Source organism: Pseudoalteromonas sp. ATL1 (assembly GCF_058933015.1).
Map to the genome: position 1 here is coordinate 749,810 of NZ_JBZYXL010000002.1, position 23,856 is coordinate 773,665.

Genomic DNA, 23,856 nt, shown 5'->3' on the forward strand with positions numbered 1-23,856 from the left:
TGTTGATCCTTCTCATAAATACAAAACCTGAAAACGATTTATGTATACACAATGCGCTTGATGTTTCTACTTATCAAAAATGCAGCAAGCAACACTAATAAAAATATAACCTTTAAAATCAAACCTCTTAGCGAATAAATCAAAATATCCCTAGCCAATTTAATTTTATTTAATTGGTATTTAATCATAACTTTTCCTAACACTATCCCATCACTGGAGGAATTCATCCTTTTCAACAAATAGGAGTTAATTATGATAAAAATAAAATCACACCTACTGAGCATTATTGCTCTGAGCGCTTGTTCTTCACATATGGTTTTAGCGAACGGCGAAGTCATGTTTGATGATTTCAGTTACAAGACATTTTCCGATGCTGCCAAAAATGGTTGGCAAATACGAACAGAAACCGGTCACCCCGGGGTCAAAGGGGCTACATGGTGGCAAGAGGGGGTGTCTTTTCACCCTGATGCATTGGATTACAACAACACGGTTATGCGGCTGACTTCAAAAACCGATGGCACAGCACAAAATACGCGCCATACCCAAGTATGTCATAAAAGAAAGTACCTTGAGGGAACCTACGCCGCTCGCGTGTATTTTAACGACAAGCCCCAATATGGCCCTGATGGAGATGGCATCGTTGAAACTTTTTATACCATCAGCCCTCTAGCCGCACCGATGGACCCAGATTACAGCGAAATGGATTTCGAATACTTGGCCAATGGTGGCTGGGGCGCTGGCAATAGAACCCTGTTCGCAACATCTTGGGAAACATTCAAGCTCAATCCTTTCACTAAAAAAAACGCGTACAGCACCGTTCAAAATAGTTTGCAAGGCTGGAACACGTTAGTTCTGCAAGTTGCAGATAATACATTACGTTATTTTGTAAATGGGCAACTATTCGCGGAACATGGCCCAGATGTATATCCAGAGGTCGCGATGTCCATTAACTTCAATCTTTGGTTCATTCCAGAACAAATCATGCAAAGCAAAGAAATGCGCCAATATTACCAAGATATTGATTGGGTTTACTTTAGTAAAAACAAAGTACTCGATACGCAAGCCGTGCTTGGCGAAGTCCACAAACTTAGAGCAAAACAAGTTAAACAACTCGACTCGGTGCCAGACTGGCAACCCAAATACGAAGACTATTGCAGCCTGTAACTTTAATTCAGCGTATAAGGTGACTGTTGATCAAACCAAGATGCGACGCGCGTTACTAAATGTGGTTGATCACTGTTTTGAGCAATTTGCTGCGCCAACAATGCAAATTGCTCCGCTTTTTGGTTGTTTCCTTGGGCTTTAGCAATATCCGCTTTGGCAAGTAGCACCCATATTTGATTAGCAGGCGCACCATTTTCATCGGCAATGGTTTGTGCTTGGTGTAAATAATGCTGTGCGACCTCAAAATGCCTTTGTGCGGCTGCCACTTTAGCTAACTCAATCAGCGCATTAGTTTGTCCATATTGACCATAAAAAGATTGGTGATATTGCAGCGCTTTGGTTAATAATTCAGTGGCCTCTTTCAATGCGCCTTGCATCCGTTTTATTTTACCAAGCTCCTCATAAGTATAAGCAATGAACAATTCATCTTGTTGAGTTTGCGCTAACGCCTGTGCTTGCTCTATATAAAACTGTGCGTTTTCTAATTCATCAACGCGCGCCTCTCCTTGCGGCCAGTTAATCAGTAAATAACCTAACATCAAGTGTGCTCGGATCAGCTCACGGGGCTCTGAACCATGAAAGATTTCGATACTTTGTTGAAGTAATGCAATGGCTTTTTGGTGTTCGCCCAAATTGGCATGACTCGCCGCCAAATAGCGCCTTGCCGCGTATAATTGCGGCTCATTTAAAAGTGCAGACTCAAACAAAGGGATTGCTTGCTCATAGGCTTGACGTAAATACAGTTCAACCCCTCTGGCAAATGATTCATTGCTAAAATCCGTGCGCGAAATTTTTGGTAAATCACTCAATTCACTTGCATAACGACTAGCTAGGCGAGCAGTCAATTTGTCGAATGTCCCCTCAATGGTTTTTGCAAACTCCACGCCTTTTTCAATACCATGCACAAAGTACAGAGTGTAATGCAATTGAAAATCTTGCGGATAGCCCGTGACTTTTGTTTGTACCAATACATCGGCGTTTAGCTTACGCCGAAGCATACTTAATGTGTTGCCCTGCGCTGGCCATTTGACATACTCAAGTGCATATAAAGTTTGGTCGTGCTCAACAACATTAAGATCTGAGTAACGACTTAATTGCTCTGACAACTGCGCCATGCCTCGCAACCCCACCCATTGATGGATCCCATCGGGGATGGCGTTTTCGACGGGTAAAAATGCAACGCTTAATTGCTGGCGTGCAGAGAACTTACTGACACCCGCGGCGATAGCGCCTGTAAGGCACATCACCAACACGCTCAGCAAAGTCATTTTTTTTAATACATGCTGTGCCGATAGCAATTGAGCGGGCGCAGACCATTGATAACCTTCTCGCGGGTAGGTTTTTATCGCAGCATTACCAAAAATATCACGTAACTCTTTAATTGATTGTGTCAGAACTTGCTCCTGTACAACCACATCGTGCCAGATGGTATCCAGTAAATACTTCTTCGTGACTACCTGCTCACGGTTTTCTAGCAATATTTTAAGCACTTGTAGGGTTTTAGCGCGCAGCGTAAAGCGCTGCTGTTGAGTCAATACAACCCCAGAGATAATATCAATTTTAAAATCAAGGCACTTATAAACAGGCATAAATACGACTTTAGACCCTCATTACTTGATCGTTCAACACAACATCAATGTAATCAACTCAAGTGCCTAAAACAAGCACGATGAAATTATCTCAGCAAACTTATTTCAGATTGCGACATACAAAATTGAAAACTCTCAACATTTTGCTTTTTTATACGTCAATACAGCACAAGTTCGATGCCCAAGGGATGGCTTTTTGCCATTTGCAATTTGACAGTCGTCACTTTGTAATCAAAGCTTAAAGTATTGTTGAAAAGTAAATAATACATCTTAAGTTCGTAGAACCGCGCTAGAGAGTCATGTGTTCGGTTTGCCATTCTAACAACAATATGCCCGTTCTACGCCTTACTTAAAAATCGTTGATCACCGTATACTGACTCCGCTGCGCCTGAGCAAACAAGCTCGGTGGCATAGCTTTGTAGGAGTTGTTATGCACGACACTCTGTTCTCTTTGCTATTTATGACCTTACTTTTATTTGGTAGTCCTGGACCTGCACCGATTTCACTACTCGCCTCTGGCGCCAACTTTGGCTATCGACGAAATTTACCATTTTTGCTGGGCATTTTAACTGGATTAGCGCTTGCTATGTTATTGGTGAATATGGGGTTAAGCTCTTTGCTAGAAAGCTCGCCTGAACTTGCATCTAGCCTTTCCTTAGCCTGTGTTGGCTATCTCGTTTACTTGGCATACAAGCTTTATTTTGCTGGCACCACACATTTATCCGAGGCCGATTTGCCGAGCTTCACGCAAGGCGTGTTGCTAAACTTGATAAACCCAAAAGCCTACGCGTCTCTGATCACCTTATTTTCTCAGTTTAGTATCGGCGACACACACAAGCTGAATACCATAGCGCTGACCGCCTTAGTGTGCATTGCAGTGGTAAGCGTGATCGATGCTTTATGGCTACTGGCGGGGGCTAAGCTTGGAAAAGTACTGAAAAGCCACCAACATATCAAGCGCTTAAATGGCGCATGCTCGTTGGCTATTTTATTGGTGGCTTCAGTATTAGTGAGTCACTAAGCGGTGCGCTCTAACGCTGCGCCATAAAAACCGTCAAACTCGCTGCTAACACCTGGTAAAAGCGATAGTTCTTCGACCAATTTAAAGTGTGGATTATTTGCTAAAAACAGTTCAACTTGTTGTTGGTTTTCACAAGGTAGAATTGAGCAAGTTGCATAAACCAAACGACCGCCAGGTTTGCACATTTGGCTGTAACGTTGCAAAATTTCAGCTTGGAGTGACATCAAGTTTTCAATGTTTTCGCTTTGTAGCAACCACTTTGCATCCGGGTTGCGACGCAGCACCCCCGTTCCCGAGCATGGCACATCGAGTAGCACACGATCAAACTTATCTTTGAGTCGCTTCACTGTTTTGCTGTTCTTTATAAAACGGGTTTCTAGCATATGGACACCCGCTCTCTTTGCGCGTGTTTTGAGCGCATCTAGCTTGTGCTGGTGAATATCCATCGCCAGAACGTAACCTTTATTTTGCATAAGCGACGCGATGTGCAGACTTTTACCACCCGCCCCCGCGCAGGCATCAACAACACGCTGACCTGCTTGAGGTTGAAGTAATTGCGCGATTTGTTGTGAGCCCGCATCTTGCATTTCAAACCAACCTTCTTGGAAGGCTTTTGAACGAAATAAATGGCTATTCGACTCCACTTTGAGCGCGATATGTTTGCCAAGATCAACGTCAGATACGTCAATACCGTCTTGAGCAAGCGACTTTTTCAGTGCAGGGAGATCTGTTTTTAGGGTGTTGACTCGCAGATACTGATCGGCACTTTTGTTCAGTGCTGCGGCGACTACAGGCCAGTTATCGCCCAATTGCGCACTCGCCATCTCATCTAACCAATCTGGCATAGACAAACGCACCGCTTGAGGTGCTTTTTCTAATACTGCCTGAAGGTGATCTAAATTATAGTCTTGAGCATCTAGCCACTGAGGTAGTGGCTGCTGAGTCACAACCTGACATACTAACCAATATCCAAAGCCGTCATTGATGATATTTTCCTGTTCAAGCAAATAGCTAAGTAAACGCTTAAAGCGGAAGATATGATAGTAATTGATGACGACATAGTGCCTTTCTTCTAGGCTCCATTGCGGATTATCTTGTAATAATTGGGTCAGGGCTTTATCAGCATAAGTCGGCGCATCCAGCACATTCTCAATGCATTGTGCTAAAGTTTCGACTAAAGGACGAGTTACAGACACTTTTTGTCTCGGTTTGTTGCTAAAGGCGTATAGTAACGTGCCTGTGCAACCGCATCAATTGCTGTTTTCAAGCCGCAATCGGTCAAAGTTTTAAAGTGACGAGTTACTGCGCTTCTTCGAGATAGATTTGAGACTGAATTTCAATTTACAATCAACCCAATCCAAAACTTGTCTATTTATGGAGAACACCTGAGTACGCATTGCAAGTCATTTAAACCATTACATTTCTTACAATTCATTACATCTCCTTAATTGTTTGAAATACCTTGTTCGATAACATGGAGTCTCTTGCTCATCGCATCAAATAAACAGGGTACAATATGAAAAGGTTATGTATTGGTATTACAGGGTTGGCACTTAGCCATTCCCTTTGGGCAGCTCAAGCCCTTTCTATTTACACAAGCATGCCACTTGTGACGACTAAAACGCCCACTTTGTTCGCCTACAACAAAGACCTTAAACAGCTAGAAGAAATTGATTTGCAGAACAACCAAAACTATCAGCTGGTTTTACCCGACTATGCAATTGCTTTTGATCATGGCCAACACGCCAGTAGCAAAAAAGAACAGGCATTTGTAATTGCCAAGGATGGCATTTATTTAGCCACTAAAGATAAGCCGGTTTTATTGGTAAAAACCACTTCACTCTATAGCCAAATGGAACTGAACACGTTTTCAAAACTCGATTTTATGATTGATGTGAATCAGGATGGTTTGAGCGACTTTGTTGTACCAGGGCTTAGTAGCTCTTCTTTATATGTGCAAACACCAGAAGGAGGATTCGTTCAATATGCCTATCACACACAACCCGATTTTAAGGGAGAGATATCGCAAGGTACGTTGGATGTCTCATTTAGTTACAACGTGAATCCAATTGCTACTGATCTCAATGATGACGGCAAACCAGATTTACTCTTTTTCAATGATAAAAAAGTACAAGCACTCTACAGCAATAAGGCCGGTTTCAACGATACACTCAAAACCCTCCCACTGCCTGTTGAGCTTGGCACATTGCGCGATGGTAACACTCGTAAGATTAGTCAAATCAAGGATATTAATAACGACGGCCATGTTGATTTGATCACACGCTCAATTCCAAAAGGTGACGGGTTCGATATGATGGACGCAGAAGTTACCAACAACTTGTATTTAGGTAATGCCAAGGGTGGCTTTTCAAACCAAGCGATTGCTTTGCCAAGCTCGACCCCTATTGGACAACTCAAGTTTGAGTATGATTTCGACGGTGACGGCAAACTAGAAATGCAAAAATTTCACATCGATTTTGGTTTAGGCACGATAGCCTCAATGGCACTAAGCGGTGGCAATACCGACGTTGATGTAGAAATTGGTTTTTATAAACAACAAAGTGACGGCCACTTTTCACCAACACCACTGAGTGAAAAAGAAGTTGAAATGGCCGTGAATATGAATGATGACGACAATGCATTGTCGCTCTACGTGGGTGATATTAATGGCGATGGTAAAGACGATGCTATCTTCAAAAGCGGTAGCAAAACCCTCCATGTCTACTATGGCGATTCAGCGCAATTGCTCAGTGATAAACGCACTAAAATCAAACACAAACTACCAGAAAGTGGCAAGGATATTTTATTGGTGGATGTGAACCAAGACGGTAAGCAAGACTTTGTTTTTAAATTTACCGACGATAAAGGAAAAAGCTCAATCGAAACCTTGTTGAACTAGCCTACTCTACATTCAACAGCCAAGCCGATAGCGCCCGCTATCGGCTTTTTTTAAACTAATTATTTTGCATCTTCCAGGTATTGCCATGGTTGGCTGGTCCCGGGTTCATCCCCTTGGGTCCACCACTTTGCCTCATAAACTTTACCTTTGAAGCTCACTTTGTCGCCTTTCAGATACACCTTGCTCGCGTCCCACGCAGCAACATCGCCTACTGGTGGCTCTTCATCAGGTGGATCGAGCTTGTCTACCACTCGCACCGCAGGCCAGCTCGCGTGAGACTGATAGAAGTTGGTCACACACTTCTCATAATCGCCCGGCACCAAGGCCGAATAAGCTGTTTGATAACCCACTAACTTACATTCAAATGAGTAACCACCTGGACGATCTGAATAGTACGCCCAATCGCCTTCCCAATTGGTATACAAAACATCGTCAGAACCGTTAAGGTTTAAACTGCCGTACGGCGTTTGTTGCCAACAGGTATTTTCTTCATCTGACTCAATTGGAATATTGTAATAGTGCGCTAAACCTTCCCAGTAGCGAATGCGGTTAACCGGTTGGCCTTTATTTCTATTTTGTGCACCACACTCAATGCCGCCATTGATCACATTAATCGTGGTACCAAAGCCGTAACCTATGCCTGCATCAAGCTCTTTTTGTGACGGTGTCCATGTGCGGTCAATCACATGCAACATCGCAGGTTTTGGAGCTTGAGGCGTTAAGAAAAACCAAATAGCAGATGCAAGGTTTAACCATGAGTCAGCAACCAACCCAGGGTTGTTAAGCAGTACAGTGGCATCACCATTAAACATTACTTCTGAAAACGCACCATAGTTAAAATGATATGACAACTGCTTTGCACCGCGACCAAAATAGCCTTTACCCGCTCCGCATGGCCAGCGGCGGTTTTGCCAATCGTTTTGGCCACAGCCCGTTGTGTAACCAGCTTGGCCTTCAGACCAACCCATTTCACGCACATGCACCAAAGCTTGCTGCCACTCTTCCAAGCCCATTGGATTGTCTGAGATATTGTCTTTAGCAATATGACCACCTGTTTCTTGCGCAAAATGGGCAAACGCAGTCACGATTGATTTTTTACAAATCGCATCCGCATTGCGGCCATCGGTGTAGTCACCACAAAATGCAGGAAACTTGCCTATCGCGCGTAAAAAACGCGTATAGGTATATTCAGGGGCTGCCATGTTGGTTAAAAAGTTCCACTCTGATTGTGGGAACACACGTTCAACACGCTTTACATTATTGGGGTTACTTGGCGCGCCTGGTACAATCGCTTCAACGATAGCATTATCAGCTGTTTCAAGGGCTTTCGCCCAAATAGCATACATCGGGTTACTCGTTTTACTTTGTGCCGCTTGTTGTAATTCTTCTTTTGACACTAAATAGCCACCCGGATTTTCGGGGTCTGGCTGAATTGTCATGGCATTTGCGCTGGCAATGGCCGCTATATTGAGCGCCAGCGCCACAGGAGTTAGTTTGTTCATATTATTTTCCTTCCTTTATGTTGTATCGAGTGAGAAACATATTATTCACACTGCAAACCACAGTATTAACCTTATGACATCGCTGTCAATGGTTTTTTGTCATCAACAAACAAGCGATCTTTGCAAGAAAAGCCTGACTAAATTCCAACCAAACTTGTAACTATTTAATATCTTTAAAAAGATTCAACATGATTTTTTCTAAATGTACCTGCATTTTCATGAAGATTTCTTTTTAAATTCACAGTAAGGTAACAATGAAAATTCAACACAGGCAGTACATATGATCATCAAAGAATTAGATCCTGAATATTATCCAGCCGTCGTCAAACTTGCCAACCAAGTGCATGGTGATAACTACCTAGATAGTGAAGGACTTGAAAAAATGGTCGCTGCAGGCACAAAACATGGCATTAATGCCTGCTTTGTTGCAATCGACGAACATAATCAATTATTAGGGTTTAGAACCAGCTACGCTGCGCAGCAGTGGCCAATTGATAAATGGTGCACACCAAAAAGCTGGCCCGTTCTGCCTTCACAAATGGCTTATTTTAAATGTATTGCTGTTGCACCAAAGGCGCAGGGGCAAGGTATTGGTCCATCGTTATTACATGCTGCAGTCGTTGCGCTGCGCCAGCAAGGCGCTTTAGCGGGTGTCGCTCACCTTTGGCAGCAAAGCCCAGGTAATGGTGCCGTAAAATACTTTTCCAAAGCGGGTGGCAAGCTGATCAAAATACATGACGACCGCTGGTTAGAAAACTGTATCAACGATGGCTATGTTTGCACCATCTGTGGTCACGAGTGTCATTGCCAAGCCGCAGAAATGGCTTTGCTATTTTAATTAAAAGTGTACAAAAATATGTTCTACGATCCCCTTACTCACGCGCATTGCCAAGCCAGTGGCTTTGCACCCAGTTATTGGTCAAGCACAGCGAACTTACCTGTTCCAAACTCTCCTCCATCAAACAATAGTCATTTTGACGTGGCAATTATTGGCGGAGGTTATAGCGGATTGCTCACCGCCTACTATTTAAAAACACGCCACAACATCGACTGTTGTGTGCTTGAAGCGAACCAAGTTGGCTTTGGTGCCAGTGCCCGTAATGCGGGCTTCGTTTTAAAAGGCTCAGGCCGCTTAAGCTATCCTCAAATGGCTAATAAATGGGGGTTGGATACCTGCAAAGGCATATATGATGAGTTCAGCGCCGCAGTAAAACGTGTGGATGACCTGATCAAAGAACACAAGATTAACTGCGAGCCGCAAGAAAAAGGCTATTTGAAAATCGCCCATAACCAAAAAGCGATGCAGGCTATGGAAGCACAAGCACTGTTTTTACAAAAGCTTGGGGGAGACGCAGAATTTTTATCCGTTGAAGAACTTGAACAATCGTACATGCGCAATAAGCAAGCTTACGGTGCCATGCGGCTGCCCGATGGTTTTGGTATTAACCCACTCAAATTATTGCTCGGTTACCGAGATATGGTGCTAAAAGCGGGCGTAACACTGTTCGAAAACGCTTTAGTAAACCAAGTTGAAGAAAAGCAAAATGTGCATATATTGCACGTCAACGATGTCAAAATTTCAGCCAATACCGTGATCTACACGGGTAACGCCTATAATAGCAAGCAATCACATCCTGCCATCAATAATCGTTACTTGCCAATTTTAAGCAGCGTACTGGTGACTCAACCACTCACTGATGACGAGCTTGAACGCACAGGACTCAAAACTCACCAAGTGACAATGGATACGCGCACACTAAAATACTACTACCGTTTGCTACCCGATAACCGTCTGTTATTTGGTGGTCGAGGTGCGGTATTTGCCAAACACCAAAACGCCCCCGTGTATTTACAAAATCTCAAGCGAGGCTTATCGGCTTGCTTCCCTACATTAGCAAATATAAACCACGACTTTTATTGGAATGGCTTTATCGCTGCCGCATTAGACGACATGCCTCATGTGCACCTCAAAAACAATGTTGGCTATATTCTTGGTTATTGTGGTGCGGGTGTATCATTTAGTGCGCAAGCGGCCTACCGAATGGCACAACTAGTCGCAGACAAAACGGTACCTGATTTACCACTGTATCAATCGCCATTGCCTTATTTGCCCTTTCCGCAATTTAGACGCCTTGGCCAACTTGCCTATTACCAATATGCGCAACTCAAAGATAAGCTGGGTTAATACCTCGCTTATCCTTGTCATATGAATACTTTAATAATTTAACCTTGTCTAAACATTCTTGAAACAGAAAGTACATCAAAACCACGTTAAATGTACCTGCATTTAAAACTAAACTAAAACAACAGGTACTATTATGAAAACTACAATCGCTTTAAGCCTATTGGCACTTACTTCTACGCTGACATTCGCTCAGGCTGAGTCTGTTACTCTTTTAAACAACGCTGAGCAAGTTGAAGGCGAAGGTGTAACTTTTGAAAAAGCTGTGGTTGAAGTGGCTAAAGTTGAAGGCTTACTTGCAACAACTTCTACTACTTATTACAACCCACGCGTTTGGATCGGTAGCTATCTTGATAACTTCTTCGTTAATTCTTTAAATGGCAACCAGTTCTGTAGAGAGCGCGGTCACCGTGAAGAAGCAAGCGGCAGCACAGTAAAGTGTGGTGAAGACGAGTCTTCATACGCAGAATACAACTGGTACTCTAAAAAGTGGGAAAACAAGAGCACAGGTAGCAAAAACCAGTGTTATCCACTATACGCTTCTATCAAGTGTCAATAAGATAGTTTATGTTTGAAAAACGAAAGCGCATGGCGCTTTCGTTTTTATTTTCTAATTTCCATACCATTTTCGTATATTTAAACCCATTTTTGAATAGTTCTTGCAACACCTTCCCTTTCTTGTTTAATTATTGTGGACACCGACCATTCTAATAAAGGACATAGTAATGAAACACGCAGCTATCGCAGTGTTAAGCCTACCCGCAGTATTTGCAACTCCGGCTTTTGCAGATACAACCACGCACAATTCATGTGATGTTGAGATCCCTTCTTCGCATTATTTGGTTGATGGCATTGCCATGAATATTCAACCAGGAGACACAGTTTGTTTAGCCGCAGGGGAACGAGGACCACTCAGACTCAAAAATATCGTAGGCACACAGGCGCAACCTATCGTTATTCGCAATGCCGACGGCGTTGTAACAACAAAACCGTATGAGTACAGTATTGCCATTGAACAATCCAAATGGCTGAGACTCACATCCGTTTCGCAAGACCCAGCTCAGCCATATGGCATTCGTTTGGGCGGCACACTCAGCGTTGGCCAACTAAGCGAACAAGTTGAAATAGACAATATTGAAATTTACCGTGCGCGCTTTGCAGGTATGCTTATCAAAACCGATCCTAACTGCGACCCCGCAACCTGGGCTGAAAACTTCACCATGACGGGCATTCATATTCACAACAACTACGTCCATCACACTGAAGAAGGTGAAGGCATGTACGTAGGTTATACAGGTTTAAGTCGCAAACTAGAATGTGATGGCGTTGTGACTACGGTCTACCCCCATAAACTAGAAAACGTGCGTATTCACAATAACAAGCTTGAGCAAACAGCCGCAGATGGTATTCAGTTAAACGCAGTAAAAGGTGACGCACAAATTTACAGCAACAAAATTTACCGCACAGGCGTGAGCCCATTTGCGCCAGTTTGGCAAAACACCGGCATTCAAGTGGGTGGCGATGACGTTCAAGTAAGAGATAACCTCATCTATCGCAGTGGTGGCAACGGCATGATGCTCGATGGCGACAATCTCAAAGTTATCAATAATAAGATCATCAATGCAGGTGAAAACGGCATTTTTGCACGCAATGCAGCACAACAAAATTCGCAAATTAGCGGTAGTTTACCTCATGTGTATAAAGATAATTTAATCATTCAACCTGGCACCTATGGCATCACTTTGTACGCAACCAACACTGCATCAGCGCATGTTATCAGCGACAACACCATCGAGAACAATGGTCGACTTGATGCAGCACGCCGCCCTATGACTTTTTCTTTTTTAAACGACCAAGTTGAGCGTGAGCTTCACAACAATCAGCATTATATTATCGACGAAAGTAAGTAATATCGGCAATTGGAACAGTCGCAGCTATCGCTGTTACTGTTCTTCTCGCTTTTGAGCCAATTTAGCACTATCAAACCAGATGGACTTGTTTTGAAATGCATAAAGCGCTAATACGAGATAAATTGGAGCTACCACTAAATAAGTAAACGTATCAAGTCCTGACTCTTCTACGATACCAATCACTTCATCAATCACCGCTATAACAAACACGCATTGCCAAAACGTTCGATTGATCAGCGCCAAGCCAATTGCATAACAAATGCACCCTAGCATTGCCAAAATGGTAATACAGGTCCGAATATTTTGAACGACATCTGATGTTTCTAAATAAAATGATGAATAAATGTACACAAACAAATGAAGCAAAAACCAAGGGAGCCAAATTAAACGCAGAGATTTCCAATGTAGGTTTTTCATAATCAACTCTTCGACTTGAAGCAAGTACTTATAAAAGGGAAATTCGGCAATCATAGGTGAGCTTACAAAACTCTCTGTTAAGCTCACCTATGAAGCACGATCTTATTCTTGCTCTGCAAGTTTTTGAAGTCGCTCTGATTCTTCTTTTATCATTGACTGCAACTCGGGCATATTTTCTTGAACACGTGCCATACCAATTTGCGCGCCTTTAGCCATTAGCTCCGGCATTTTTTCTATGGTTTTTTGGCCCACTTTGGTGGCATAGAATGCGTTTAATTCCTTAAGCTCTGAAGCAGTAAAGGCCTGCGCATAGATGTAAGTAAATTCGAATTTTAAGCTTTCCCAGCTCATATGCTTTTCAAAAAACTTCATCATTACTGGTTTAAAAGGCGCAAGCATTGGGTTTTGCTGAATTTGCAGGTCCACCATGTTAGACATGGATTCATTCATCGCTTGCTCCATCCCCATAACACTCAACAACTTTTCAGCTTCTACTTCCGCTTCAGTTTGTGCCGTTACAAAGTTCGACATGATGAGCAATGAAATGGTTAAACCTAATTTCAATAAATTCATTTATATTCTCGATGATTAATTAATAACTCGACAGTTTAGATATGCACAAATATTTCATCACATATGTAAGCGTCAACGCTGTGCATATTATCGCAGCAGAACCTATTACAGGTAAACGTTAATTTTGGACAGATCCGCTTTAGATTCAGAGAATGAAACTCGCTTGAAGATCCTACTTTAAGTTTGTTCTATAGAGGATTAGGTGATAGTGATGCAGCGCAGTGCCCTGCATCACAAACAAGTGGTTACAGTGCCGAGTTACCTTTCAACAGCGTCAACTGATCCTTTAGATATTGTTTTTGCGCATCGCTTTGTACTTGCTTAATACCCGCTTCCAACACTTCTTTGGCCGCTTTACTTTGACCACCGTTGTTTAATGCTTGCGCCCAAAGCTCATAAATATATTCATCTTTTGGAAATTGTTGGCTATTTGCTTCTAGCATTAAAGCAGCAAGATGAGGGTGCGTTTCTAGCTGCTCTTCTGCTAACTCATAAAAACCATAACGACCCAGTTCTAACGCAACAAATAAATCTCTCAGTTGTGCCAAGTAGCGATGCTTTTGCTTGTCGTCGTATGCTGTATCGCTTTGTATCTCTGTCATCAATTTGAAAAGCTTGGCTATATCGCTTTGTCTTTGTTGCTTTTTGTTTTGCCAATTTTTATCGACGGCTTCTTTGGCAAGTGCGATGGCCTTATCCAATGCCTGCTCTGGTTCAACTTTCACATGAGGCTCTACACCGACCGTTTCCCAGTTAGTTTTGGTAACTGGATTAATGGCTGTGCCCGTAGCAATAAACGCTCTATAAGTTTCATTAATTGTGAACATGCCACCAGGGTTAGCACCACCACCTGTCGCCTCACCGACCAGAGTCGCTCGTTCACGCGTGCGCATATTGTAACTAAACTCTTCCGCCGCAGAAAAGGTGCGCTTACTGGTTAGCACATAAAGCGGAATATCAGTCAACTTCTCTCCCCCCACTTCGTCCAACACGTAAAAATCACGAGTTTGCTCCGTGTTACGATAGTACAGGCTGTTTAATAACAGCTTTTCAGAGAAAAAATAACTGCATAAATACTGGACCGTTTGCGGCGAGCCCCCACCATTTTTTCGCAAATCAATAATAATGGCCTGAGCAGAAGAAAGTACCTGCATCGCTGCATCTAAATAAGGCTTGGTGTCTTCAAGGCCTCTAAAAGCGTTCAGTTTTAGATAACCAATATCGCCTTCAAGCATGCTTACTTCAAGTACTCCTTGAGAGCTAACGCCGTGGCGCCCTGGTTTTAATAGGTCATCTTTAAACCTAGCTTTAGCGCCTGCGGCGCTTTTCGAATTTGGATTCAAGCGTACTCTTAGGTGGCGGTCTTTCGCCTGCGTTTGCAGCCATTGCGTTAACGCTTTAGCAAAGTCTTCCGCATCGGTATATTGTGAAAACTTACCCTGTTCAAATTCTGCTTGAAGTTGTTTTGAGAGCGTCTTGGCCACATCTTCAAACACATATTCATCAATTAACACATTCGAAAGTTGGCTGATTGTTTGTTGTTTAGTTTGCTGTGAGATCTCAGCAGCATGTAATGGCATGCTGAGTAATCCACTCAATACAAGGCTACTGAAAATTGATGTTACGGTGCTTTTCATCGTCACTTATCCTGAAGGTACAAATTATCGACACGGTAACAAACTCCGATGGGCAAAAATTGTAAAAAAGTTAAGCTGAGCAAATTAATTGATAATGAGGTATGAAGAAGCCTTAATGCTCGTCTCAACAGAAACTAGCAATAAGGCCACTACAATTATGCGAATAAAAAACTAACTACTTGTTTTTATTCCTTTGAAATATAGCCAAAGGCCAAATAACAACTCAAACAGTGCGCCAGGGTACATGGCATAATGTAATGATTTTGGCGCATCAACCATGACCACATTAATGACACCATAGGCAATCATAGACAGGTAAGTAACCATACCCCATATTGCCAGCACCTTAGGCACATAGTTAGATTTATAAAACAAATAGCAGTAAAGTGCCGCACCAATCCCCATTACGGGCAGCAGCACATAGTAAATCGCACCACTGGTTTTTAGAAATAAGATAGCCAAAGCCCTTAGCTCTTCCGTATTAAAGACACTTAAATAATCGCTATCATTCAATATCATCAAAGGCATCAAGTAAAAAATAAGTGTTACAAAGCCTAAGATCGCTTCGGCGCTTCTAAATGCAAACCCTAATAAGGCTAAACGCTTATTAACTGGCTTCAAAATGCTATATAGCCCCCAAGACAGCGCCAGAACAAGCAAATACATGAGAAAATGTCCTGAAATTGACAACCGAAATGTCTGCTCAAATTGCGCCATTGCTTGTAACGGGTCGTCGGCTCGAAAAATTAAGCGATTATCTAGCAAAAGAGTGGGAATAAAGCCAAGAATAATAATGAACGAATACAAAAAGCCCGTGATCTTTACATAATTTAAGTTATTGCCCACTGCGTATTGATCAGTATTTTGCGCTGTCATAAAACACCTTTTAAATTGTTAATTTGTTTGGTGTCTGGATTGTGCAAAAAAGGAGTACTTCAAATCGTCGCAATGGGCCTATTCGAACGAATTAATCCAATATTTTATCTTCAAGAGGCGTCTTTTTGTTGCTTTTTAAATACCGATGGCGTCAAGCCAGTGTGCTTTTTAAACGCCGTATTAAATGTCGACTTAGAATTAAAACCGACTTCATAAGCGATAGTAGAGACTAATTTATCGGTCGTGATGAGCAGCATTTTCGCATTCTCTATTCGATAACCATTTACGAAGTGAAAAAAGTTTGTGTTCAAGTGCTGTGATAAAGTTTCTGAAATATGATTCTCACTGATGTTTATCGCCTTCGAAAGCATGCTTAGAGACAAGTTTTCGTCCATAAATATTTGATCTTCTGACATCACTTTTTCCAATTGCACTGCAATTTGCGCCATTCGTTGATTGCTGAGCGTTTTGCTTCTTACATTCACAGTGTGTGGCTGACCTTTGTCGGATTCTTGAAGCACAGACTGCTTTAACGCCAAGTGAGCAAATGTCATCAGTACCAATGCTTCAAATAATGGGAATACGATGCCAGTTCCAAACCAGCGCCATTTCATAAACACCAATATATATTCAACTGAATGCATGAACCAGACTGCGCCCCAAAGGAACAGCACAATTCTAAACCACTCCATAGACTGACGTTCGATAGAAGAAAATCGCTCCATGAGCTGCTGGCAGTGACGGTGATGTAGCTTTAAGGTCGCGACTAAATAGCACGCAGTGAAAAAGATAAAAATGAATGTGGTACTAATGCAAGTCAGAAGCGCTATTTTAAATTGCTGAGCATCGCGTGTTAACGGGTCTGCAAGTGCTAACTTTTCTGCGGAACTGAGGCCAAAAGCAAATGGTATCATGGCTAAAAATGCCAACACGGGTCCCAAAAGCGCCAATAAGTAGGCATTTTTTGGCAACGTTTTGTTTGGCGACATAGTGGCATACGCATAAAAATACAGTGCTGGCCCCATTAACATTCTGATTGGTAATTGCGCGCCCGCTAAAGCGGGCATGAATTGGTATGCCCCTGAATATAGGTAAAGTTCCCCTAATATATTCACCATGAGAAACAGCAGCAGCGCAATTAAGAAACGTGTCTGTAGTTGCTTTGGTCTGCTAAATGCGTCAGCCAATGCCAATGCCATCGCACCAAGCATGCTTGAATAAATCACTGTTTTTACAACATCAATGCTCATGGTATTTGTCTTTTACTACTCTGTTTTTAATGTTTTTATTTGTGCAACAAGATAGCATTAACGACCCAATACATACTAATTTTCAATAACTCTATTTTTTGTACGTGATGGGATCGTAAGAGCCAACAAAGCGCTTATGGATTTGAGAGATAGTATTTCCATCAACTTCCTGATTTTTAAAATAAGATTTTGGCGTGATGTGAAAAACGGTTTTAAACTCTCGAATAAGATGTGCTTGATCGTAATAACCCGCAGCGATAGCAGCCGACGTCATTGAGTCAAATTGTTGAGACTGGGCTAACAACAAAAAGTGATTGAGGCGCCAAATTTGGCTTAGCTCTTTTGGTAACAAACCACTGTGCGCTAAAAAGTGGTTACGCATGGTCACTTTGCTCAATGAAAAGTTGTGACACAAAGCATTAATTTGCACATCCCCCTTATGATGAAGCACATAGTTAGCTTGGGCACGAAAGAGCGTCGGCAAAGTATAATCAAATTTATTCAAAACCTCGCTCAACCAAGATTGCGCAAGATCAACAGCGAGTTGCATTCGCTTCTGTGGTGATAGCGTCTCATCCAGTAATTTTTCGATGACCGGACAGACTAAACTTCTGCCATGAAAACTTCCTTCAACGTTTTGCAGTGTATTCTTAATTTCTAAGGGATTAAATTGCTTAAATGGCAGCAGTGCAAATGGCTTTAAGCGTATAGTAAAAAGCCATGCTGGTTCTGAAGAATATAACGGGTAAACACGAGTATGTAGCCCTGCCAGCCACATTGAAGGAGCAAGCAACTGTCTATCTTCGCCATACCACAATGATGTTGTATTGATGATAATATCAAACACACCTTGGGGCGCGACGTTGTAGAGACCGAGCACTTTTTCGAGGCAAAAGCACTCCACATACTGGCTTAATTGAGGGGCTGGCAAGCACTCCATTTTCACTTTGATGATCCTTCATAGCAACCTGGTTGACGAGGGCATGCTTTACCACGCGTACAGATCACACGAACTTCACTCGACAAGCCGCGTTCAACCCAACCTATATTTAGAATTTTTGCCACACTCATCAGTTGTTGTTTTAACTGATGCGGTATGACGCTTTCTCCGCCATGCTTGATGCATAATGCTTGTAACTCGGCGACCACACTGCGCACATCAAGACCCTGCGCAGCGATCGCAGGGTTAAGATCAACGCCTGCGCACAAAACATGAGGGTTGCCAGCCAAATCCGAAACCTGAACCGATTCGCAGCAATATAAACGTGGTTCACCTTCAACAAGCAAAATAGATAACTGCGTACTGCTTTGACTCGACATCTGCGCAAACTTTCTGAACACAGCCCAATGCTGACAAGGGTCTTGAACCGCTCGCATATTCCCCCACGGCAGCGGAATGCCATTGCCTCGATATACCGCTTTCAATTTTCCCGGCTGATAGGCATCAAAATAATGCCAGTGTGGATAGGGCGATACCACCGTCATACGGCGCATCACAACCGACGCAGAAATATTGAGTTGCTTATGGACATTGATCTCATAGCCAACGCTATCGAGTAATTGCCTAAATGGCTGCTTGGGACACAATAACGCCCCAGCAAAAAAGCTCGCTTCAAAGTCTCGCCACGCATTAAGAATGTCTTGTGCATTCGGGGTATCATGGCGCAGATCCTCATGCTGCTCACTTCCCCCAATGGTCAGCTTACATTGTAGCCCTTCTCGATTGTGCAAAACCGCATGACCAATATGCACCGCGAGATCATATTTGAGGCGACTTTCTCGGTGTTTAAGCTGTGTATTCAAGTGCACAATATTAGGCTGTTCAAAATAGGAAGTAACTAGATGCTTAGTGCATTCACCTTCGTCATTCATCTTGCTTGTACAGTCTTGATTAAACCAATTGAGCTTTAAACCAAACTGTTGAGCTGTAGTCATTAAGCCATCAGAGGTTAAATAGAGGTTTTTTTTACCCACCTCCTCCGCGGCGCGCTCCAAATCAGGGAAATGGTTTTGGTGATGTTCTTGGTGAGCGCGGATCAGAAGCTGCGCAAACTGACGACCGGAGATCCCCGCTTGTGACAACATTTCAGGAATAGCTATTTGCAAAATATCATTAGAAAATAAAAAGTTAGGCTCTAACACCATGCCAGAAATACCACCATGATTACCCTTTTGTGGCATAATACTCGCAGGTTCAGGTTCATTGTCTAAAAACCAACTGAGCGGTTTTTGAAATACTTCAGACAAATTTTCTAACATCTCTTCACTAGGCGTCCGTTTGCCACGCTCAATCATCGATAAATACGACACGGACGGGGCTGTTTGCGCATCCACTCGCACACAACGCGCCGACAAATCTTCCAACGTCAGATGATTACGCTTACGTAAATTACGTATTTTTGTGCCCAAAAAGTGAGATTTTCGCATCAAACTACTGTCGTTTTTCATTATTTTTATTCCAGTGAGATGATCATCCTGAGTACAAAAATAGCACAGCCTGTAAAAATTTCACTGTAAAATTATTTTTGTGAAATTATCGTGAAATCGCTCAACTTTGACGACCGAAATAACACAAGTTGACCCAGTTAAGTATCGAGCCACCAAACTCAAATAGGATGGTTGAGTGATTGATAAAATAGCGACACTCAAAGCGCTATCACTAATGAAAACAAGCTAGGTGGCATTAATCCAAGAGAAAATTGTTCAAGAAGTCTGCGGTCATAGGGGCTAGGTTGCCCCTATTTCAGAAAAGATGGCTAAAGCAAGGCAAAACTTGAATGCCTCCTTCAACGCTAACCATGTATTACTTTAGTTCGCACTGCCGCCCGAACAGGGTTCAACGTAGCGCCATACTTTACCACTGCCAGAATTAAGATCTGGGCGATTTCCTTTGGTCCACCATTGAGCCCGATAGACTAAGTTGTTATACGCGGCTTTATCTGGATAGCGATATATCTGATCGGGCTTCCAAGCGGCTACATGACAGCTGTCGCTGACAACCTGAATCGTTTGCAACGTGTGATCGAGTGTATTTTTGCTATCCATCACAGTCAAACGAACTTGATAACTCCCGGGTTGTTGGTAGATATGTGTCGGGCTTGCGAGTGTTGACGACTGACCATCACCAAAATCCCAGTAATAACTGGCAATACCATTATCATCTGTTGAGTGATCAGTAAAACTGACTTGCAACTGCGTTTTATTATACGTAAACAATGCTGTAGGCCCCGCGTCATGATCTTGACTTGGGCAGTAACTATCGTTCTTTACACCTGAATCATAAACACCGACCGATTCCATCGCCAGTACAACATCGTTTACACAGTAGTTGAGATCCAAAGCTGCTTGGTAAAGCCCTTGCCCTGCCGACTCAAACGTGGCATCACTGGTCCAATACAGCTGATTGGCAAGTGTAAACAGTTTAAATGCTTTTTTTATGGTCCAATCGGTCATCGTCGCAAGTTCATAAAATGCTTTGTTAAAAATACCAGAACTACGATGTACGTCTGTGCCTTCAAGATACTGGCTGGTATGACTCATTTTGGGGTTATCCATTGACCTGACGGTCCCAGGCTCTTTCAACAGTTTGTCACCAATTTGCCAGTTAAATTGTTGGTGTACAAATTGATTCAGCGCAGCCGCGGTAATGTCGGAATAGGCTTCATTGAGCCCACCTGATTGACCGCTATAAACCAATTGCGAATGTTGCTCCGTAAAGCCGTGTGCAATTTCATGGGATGTCACACTTAATGTAGCGGATGGATAGGTTTTTTGTGTACCATCTCCTAAGGTTACAAATTCTCCATTCCAAAATGCAGATGCTCTATTTTGTCCATAATGCACTCGCAGTTTAATTTTTGAATTAAGCGCCGACGTGTTAACCCACTCATTGAACATTTTATCGGTAAGCTGTGCAAAAGCATGGGCATCGTTTAAGGGCGAAAACGCACCATTTACTTCTCTGGTGGTATTCTCTGAACAAGCAAATTCGTGTAAATGCAGTTCGCCTGTGGTGTTACGCATATCATAGGTAGTCACATTGGCACTATCTAAATAGCAAGTACCTTGGCGCTCTATTGCATCGAACTTTGCAAGCCCATCTTCAGCCCCATAGTAGTACAATCCAGTTTTACCATTTCCTCCAGGGCCACTTGCTTTTATTGGTGTAGAGGCATGAGTTAACCCCTCCCATTGCTTTAGAATATGGCCGTTGTGGGCATCAATAATGAAATAGGGGCGAGTCGGCACTACGACGTCACTATAAAAAGAAACCAGCCAAACTAAATGTGCTTTGTTGTTTTCGTCTAGCCAGACATGCAGCTTTTGTGTGGTATTTTGAACCGTTGAGAGACTCAGCTGTGTATATTCCAATATCTTTCGAATCGCTACTTCTGCTGTTATTTTTGGTACTGTTGACGTAATATCGTCGCTAATGTGTGTTATTACATCACCATATAAACTATAAATATCATAGTTCTTGAGGCCCACAACGAAAGACTCTCCCAATAAGGGAAGCCCTTGATAGTATTGTTGCTTGCGCATTTTTGTAATGCCAGAAGGTAGCGAAACTTGGCGCAAGGTTTGTGCATCACGCAGTAGTGTTTGTACATTAGCATCACTTGCCGTATAAACAGACTGATTTTGCTTTAAAGCAGCATAAAATGCACTCGCGTCAACCCGTTCTGCAGCGCACACTGACGATGTACTAAAAGCGAGCAAAGCGAGTAAATATTGATGTTTATTGATTTTGTTTTTCATTAGCTTATCCCTAAAAATCAAACCACGTATAGCAATACACCTGACTGACGATGCTGATACATGGTTTGAACCGAACTTGATACATTTAAAGTCATGAGCAGGTAGACGATATTAAAAGTCATCGTCTAGCCAGAGGTGATGCTTACAATGCGTTCTGAGTAGGGTCGTCACATAACCCATCAAACTTCCATACATGAGTAAACACATCTGGTGTTGCTCCGGCTCCCCAGTGAATAGCCGTATATTTTTTATCTAAGTACTTCACCTTATCCCCAATGCGATAGTGTTTATTTTGCTGCCACTGAGCACGGTCATCACATATTGGCGCAATACCATCATCAACATTTACTGCTTTAATCTTCAATGCGCGATGACCTTCACTATCAGTAACCACTAAGCGAACCATGTAGGTGCCTTCCTTTTCGTAAACATGAATAGGATTGGACTGCGCACTGCTGGTGCCATCACCAAATGCCCATTGATGGCTAACTATTGCATCGTTATCTGTTGATTTATCTGTAAAAGTCAATTCAAGAAGATTACTGTTATAGGTAAAATCGGCAACAGGTAAGCCTACTGGTTGTTCACAGGCTTGTTGGTCAAGATACTGCTTTGCGGCAAGCACCTGAATCACGCCAAAACCATATTCATTGTCCCGACCAACGGGCCCTTTATCTAAGGCGGTTACCTGAAGCGCCTTACGAATTTGTTGGTTGGTACAATTTGGGTAGTAACCCCAAAGTAGTGCAGCTGCACCGGACACATGCGGGGTTGCCATTGAAGTGCCACTCATATTCCCATATTCACCATTTTTGGTTGTGGAGTTCACTTTTACGCCCGGCGCTGCAACTTCAACTTGATCGTTATAGGTAGAAAAACTCGCTTTCATCCCTTGCTCATCAACCGCGGCCACAGAAACCACATCATCATAAGAGGCTGGATAGTGATGGTTTAAAAAACCACTGTTACCAGCGGCGGCGATATGCAATACACCTTGTTGGTATGTGGTATTAAACGCTTCTCGCTCTAGTTCAGAGGGCTTATTTCCACCAAGGCTCATGTTGATGACGTTAGCACCTGCTGCGGCACACTGATAAACCGCTTCAGCGATTGTAGAGCCATATGTCCAGCTCCCTTGTGAGTCGAATACTTTGACAATATGAAGCCCAAGCTCACCCGATGGATTAACACCAACAACGCCCAAATCGTTCCCCCCGATCGCCGCGATTGTGCCTGCCACGTGCGTGCCGTGACCATGCCCATCTTCAAACCAATTGCCTGAATCAAACTCGCCATAACCATCATCACCAGTGATATTCGCATGTGGTAAGTCGGGGTGCCCTAACGTATAACCCGTATCCATAATACATACCTTACGATTAGCAGCACCCACATCGGGTAATTGGTTTGCTTGGATTAGGCTTATGCCATAAGGGATAGATTCAGATAAGAGGTAACGCTTTGGATCTGCCTCAACAAATTTAACACTGGGGTTTGCTTTTAATATTTTAAGTTCTGAGGGCGTTAAGTAGGCAACAACCGCATCTTGTTGTAACAAGCGTTTTGTTGGCGTTAATCCAGCCTTTGACGCAAAACTATCAATTACAGTTACTTTTGCTTCATTCATGTCTTTATGAAGATATTGCGTTTTCCCTAATTCATCCAAAATATACTCAGGGTTGAGTTTGATAATAAATCGCTCCTTCACATTGTCTTGAGCGAGGGTGTTTGCATAAAGGGTGGTAGAGCCAACTATTGAGATAACGCACATTGCAATACTGATACTCTTTCTTTTTATATTTTCCATAAATCACTCTCTAAGTTATACGTGAATACAGGTTTGGCTAGCTTTAAGAGAAAAGGACATCGCTGTCATTTACATCAAAAAGTAACCTACGACCAATTGAATAGGCCTACTTATGTATAACTTGTTAAAAAATGACCACAAGTGTTAACGGGGCCGAGAAAAATATAAGAAAAAGCTTACCAAGATTAAAAAACAAACACGTTAACCTTTGATTTTAATGTATTTAATATAATTCCCTATCTGCGCTTCAGTGTATCTCCCCTTCACCTAA

Annotated in this window: 19 protein-coding genes; 7 read left to right on the forward strand and 12 right to left on the reverse strand. The window is 42.6% G+C overall.

What is annotated here, in order from left to right; translation table 11 throughout:
• Nucleotides 1–252: 252 nt before the first annotated feature.
• Nucleotides 253–1,164, forward strand: coding sequence for a glycoside hydrolase family 16 protein (locus tag AC5FX4_RS21350; RefSeq protein WP_493608432.1), 912 nt, complete (start codon nucleotides 253–255; stop codon nucleotides 1,162–1,164).
• Between the two features lie 2 nt (nucleotides 1,165–1,166).
• Here AC5FX4_RS21350 and AC5FX4_RS21355 read toward each other — a convergent pair whose 3' ends face one another.
• Nucleotides 1,167–2,753 (reverse strand): winged helix-turn-helix domain-containing protein, encoded by a 1,587-nt coding sequence (locus AC5FX4_RS21355; RefSeq protein WP_493608433.1) that lies wholly within the window; start codon nucleotides 2,751–2,753, stop codon nucleotides 1,167–1,169.
• Nucleotides 2,754–3,183: 430 nt separating this feature from the next.
• On the opposite strand from AC5FX4_RS21355, the gene AC5FX4_RS21360 reads away from it, so the two are divergent.
• Nucleotides 3,184–3,774 carry a LysE family translocator gene (locus tag AC5FX4_RS21360; RefSeq protein ID WP_493608434.1) on the forward strand — a complete coding sequence of 197 codons (591 nt, stop codon included), beginning with the start codon at nucleotides 3,184–3,186 and terminating at the stop codon, nucleotides 3,772–3,774.
• Here the strand turns inward: AC5FX4_RS21360 and AC5FX4_RS21365 are convergent.
• Nucleotides 3,771–4,970, reverse strand: coding sequence for an RsmB/NOP family class I SAM-dependent RNA methyltransferase (locus tag AC5FX4_RS21365; protein WP_493608435.1), 1,200 nt, complete (start codon nucleotides 4,968–4,970; stop codon nucleotides 3,771–3,773). The genes AC5FX4_RS21360 and AC5FX4_RS21365 overlap by 4 nt on opposite strands.
• Before the next feature lie 320 nt (nucleotides 4,971–5,290).
• Between AC5FX4_RS21365 and AC5FX4_RS21370 the strand changes: the two genes are divergently transcribed.
• Nucleotides 5,291–6,673 (forward strand): FG-GAP repeat domain-containing protein, encoded by a 1,383-nt coding sequence (locus tag AC5FX4_RS21370; protein ID WP_493608436.1) that lies wholly within the window; start codon nucleotides 5,291–5,293, stop codon nucleotides 6,671–6,673.
• 59 nt (nucleotides 6,674–6,732) lie between these two features.
• On the opposite strand, the gene AC5FX4_RS21375 is transcribed toward AC5FX4_RS21370, so the two are convergent.
• Nucleotides 6,733–8,175, reverse strand: a complete 1,443-nt coding sequence (locus AC5FX4_RS21375; protein WP_493608437.1) for a chitinase — start codon at nucleotides 8,173–8,175, stop codon at nucleotides 6,733–6,735.
• A 280-nt stretch (nucleotides 8,176–8,455) separates the two neighbouring features.
• Here AC5FX4_RS21375 and AC5FX4_RS21380 point away from each other — a divergent pair, with 280 nt between their 5' ends.
• The 4 genes from AC5FX4_RS21380 (at nucleotide 8,456) to AC5FX4_RS21395 (ending at nucleotide 12,267) form a co-directional block, all read left to right on the forward strand.
• On the forward strand, nucleotides 8,456–9,013 hold the full coding sequence (locus AC5FX4_RS21380; RefSeq protein WP_493608438.1) for a GNAT family N-acetyltransferase: 558 nt from the start codon (nucleotides 8,456–8,458) through the stop codon (nucleotides 9,011–9,013).
• A gap of 18 nt (nucleotides 9,014–9,031) precedes the next feature.
• Entirely contained in the window at nucleotides 9,032–10,360 is a 1,329-nt protein-coding gene (locus AC5FX4_RS21385) for an NAD(P)/FAD-dependent oxidoreductase (RefSeq protein WP_493608439.1), read from the forward strand.
• 133 nt (nucleotides 10,361–10,493) lie between these two features.
• Nucleotides 10,494–10,916 (forward strand): hypothetical protein, encoded by a 423-nt coding sequence (locus AC5FX4_RS21390; RefSeq protein ID WP_493608440.1) that lies wholly within the window; start codon nucleotides 10,494–10,496, stop codon nucleotides 10,914–10,916.
• 166 nt (nucleotides 10,917–11,082) lie between these two features.
• Nucleotides 11,083–12,267, forward strand: coding sequence for a right-handed parallel beta-helix repeat-containing protein (locus tag AC5FX4_RS21395; protein ID WP_493608441.1), 1,185 nt, complete (start codon nucleotides 11,083–11,085; stop codon nucleotides 12,265–12,267).
• 33 nt (nucleotides 12,268–12,300) lie between these two features.
• Here AC5FX4_RS21395 and AC5FX4_RS21400 read toward each other — a convergent pair whose 3' ends face one another.
• The 9 genes from AC5FX4_RS21400 to AC5FX4_RS21440 all read right to left on the reverse strand — a co-directional run bounded on the left by AC5FX4_RS21400 (nucleotide 12,301) and on the right by AC5FX4_RS21440 (nucleotide 23,585).
• The gene (locus AC5FX4_RS21400) at nucleotides 12,301–12,684 is read right to left on the reverse strand and encodes a hypothetical protein (RefSeq protein WP_493608442.1); all 384 of its coding nucleotides are present in this window, start codon (nucleotides 12,682–12,684) and stop codon (nucleotides 12,301–12,303) included.
• Nucleotides 12,685–12,786: 102 nt separating this feature from the next.
• Nucleotides 12,787–13,257 (reverse strand): DUF2059 domain-containing protein, encoded by a 471-nt coding sequence (locus tag AC5FX4_RS21405; RefSeq protein WP_493608443.1) that lies wholly within the window; start codon nucleotides 13,255–13,257, stop codon nucleotides 12,787–12,789.
• A gap of 245 nt (nucleotides 13,258–13,502) precedes the next feature.
• The gene (locus tag AC5FX4_RS21410; protein ID WP_493608444.1) at nucleotides 13,503–14,894 is read right to left on the reverse strand and encodes a S41 family peptidase; all 1,392 of its coding nucleotides are present in this window, start codon (nucleotides 14,892–14,894) and stop codon (nucleotides 13,503–13,505) included.
• Between the two features lie 171 nt (nucleotides 14,895–15,065).
• On the reverse strand, nucleotides 15,066–15,770 hold the full coding sequence (locus AC5FX4_RS21415; protein ID WP_493608445.1) for a DUF4386 domain-containing protein: 705 nt from the start codon (nucleotides 15,768–15,770) through the stop codon (nucleotides 15,066–15,068).
• 110 nt (nucleotides 15,771–15,880) lie between these two features.
• The gene (locus AC5FX4_RS21420) at nucleotides 15,881–17,020 is read right to left on the reverse strand and encodes a helix-turn-helix domain-containing protein (RefSeq protein ID WP_493608446.1); all 1,140 of its coding nucleotides are present in this window, start codon (nucleotides 17,018–17,020) and stop codon (nucleotides 15,881–15,883) included.
• A gap of 91 nt (nucleotides 17,021–17,111) precedes the next feature.
• Nucleotides 17,112–17,960, reverse strand: a complete 849-nt coding sequence (locus AC5FX4_RS21425) for a helix-turn-helix domain-containing protein (protein ID WP_493608771.1) — start codon at nucleotides 17,958–17,960, stop codon at nucleotides 17,112–17,114.
• Nucleotides 17,961–17,962: 2 nt separating this feature from the next.
• Nucleotides 17,963–19,468, reverse strand: a complete 1,506-nt coding sequence (locus AC5FX4_RS21430; RefSeq protein WP_493608447.1) for a DUF3612 domain-containing protein — start codon at nucleotides 19,466–19,468, stop codon at nucleotides 17,963–17,965.
• 360 nt (nucleotides 19,469–19,828) lie between these two features.
• Nucleotides 19,829–21,778 (reverse strand): M4 family metallopeptidase, encoded by a 1,950-nt coding sequence (locus tag AC5FX4_RS21435; RefSeq protein ID WP_493608448.1) that lies wholly within the window; start codon nucleotides 21,776–21,778, stop codon nucleotides 19,829–19,831.
• 142 nt (nucleotides 21,779–21,920) lie between these two features.
• Nucleotides 21,921–23,585: a S8 family serine peptidase gene (locus AC5FX4_RS21440; protein ID WP_493608449.1), complete on the reverse strand. Its 1,665-nt coding sequence runs from the start codon at nucleotides 23,583–23,585 to the stop codon at nucleotides 21,921–21,923.
• Nucleotides 23,586–23,856: the final 271 nt, after the last annotated feature.

Bases quoted from the DNA above. Each gene is read 5' to 3' on its own strand.
- AC5FX4_RS21350 (WP_493608432.1), top strand. From the start codon at position 253: ATGATAAAAATAAAATCACACCTACTGAGCATTATTGCTCTGAGCGCT.
- AC5FX4_RS21355 (WP_493608433.1), bottom strand. From the start codon at position 2,753: ATGCCTGTTTATAAGTGCCTTGATTTTAAAATTGATATTATCTCTGGG.
- AC5FX4_RS21360 (WP_493608434.1), top strand. From the start codon at position 3,184: ATGCACGACACTCTGTTCTCTTTGCTATTTATGACCTTACTTTTATTT.
- AC5FX4_RS21370 (WP_493608436.1), top strand. From the start codon at position 5,291: ATGAAAAGGTTATGTATTGGTATTACAGGGTTGGCACTTAGCCATTCC.
- AC5FX4_RS21375 (WP_493608437.1), bottom strand. From the start codon at position 8,175: ATGAACAAACTAACTCCTGTGGCGCTGGCGCTCAATATAGCGGCCATT.
- AC5FX4_RS21380 (WP_493608438.1), top strand. From the start codon at position 8,456: ATGATCATCAAAGAATTAGATCCTGAATATTATCCAGCCGTCGTCAAA.
- AC5FX4_RS21385 (WP_493608439.1), top strand. From the start codon at position 9,032: ATGTTCTACGATCCCCTTACTCACGCGCATTGCCAAGCCAGTGGCTTT.
- AC5FX4_RS21390 (WP_493608440.1), top strand. From the start codon at position 10,494: ATGAAAACTACAATCGCTTTAAGCCTATTGGCACTTACTTCTACGCTG.
- AC5FX4_RS21395 (WP_493608441.1), top strand. From the start codon at position 11,083: ATGAAACACGCAGCTATCGCAGTGTTAAGCCTACCCGCAGTATTTGCA.
- AC5FX4_RS21400 (WP_493608442.1), bottom strand. From the start codon at position 12,684: ATGAAAAACCTACATTGGAAATCTCTGCGTTTAATTTGGCTCCCTTGG.
- AC5FX4_RS21405 (WP_493608443.1), bottom strand. From the start codon at position 13,257: ATGAATTTATTGAAATTAGGTTTAACCATTTCATTGCTCATCATGTCG.
- AC5FX4_RS21410 (WP_493608444.1), bottom strand. From the start codon at position 14,894: ATGAAAAGCACCGTAACATCAATTTTCAGTAGCCTTGTATTGAGTGGA.
- AC5FX4_RS21415 (WP_493608445.1), bottom strand. From the start codon at position 15,770: ATGACAGCGCAAAATACTGATCAATACGCAGTGGGCAATAACTTAAAT.
- AC5FX4_RS21420 (WP_493608446.1), bottom strand. From the start codon at position 17,020: ATGAGCATTGATGTTGTAAAAACAGTGATTTATTCAAGCATGCTTGGT.
- AC5FX4_RS21425 (WP_493608771.1), bottom strand. From the start codon at position 17,960: ATGGAGTGCTTGCCAGCCCCTCAATTAAGCCAGTATGTGGAGTGCTTT.
- AC5FX4_RS21430 (WP_493608447.1), bottom strand. From the start codon at position 19,468: ATGAAAAACGACAGTAGTTTGATGCGAAAATCTCACTTTTTGGGCACA.
- AC5FX4_RS21435 (WP_493608448.1), bottom strand. From the start codon at position 21,778: ATGAAAAACAAAATCAATAAACATCAATATTTACTCGCTTTGCTCGCT.
- AC5FX4_RS21440 (WP_493608449.1), bottom strand. From the start codon at position 23,585: ATGGAAAATATAAAAAGAAAGAGTATCAGTATTGCAATGTGCGTTATC.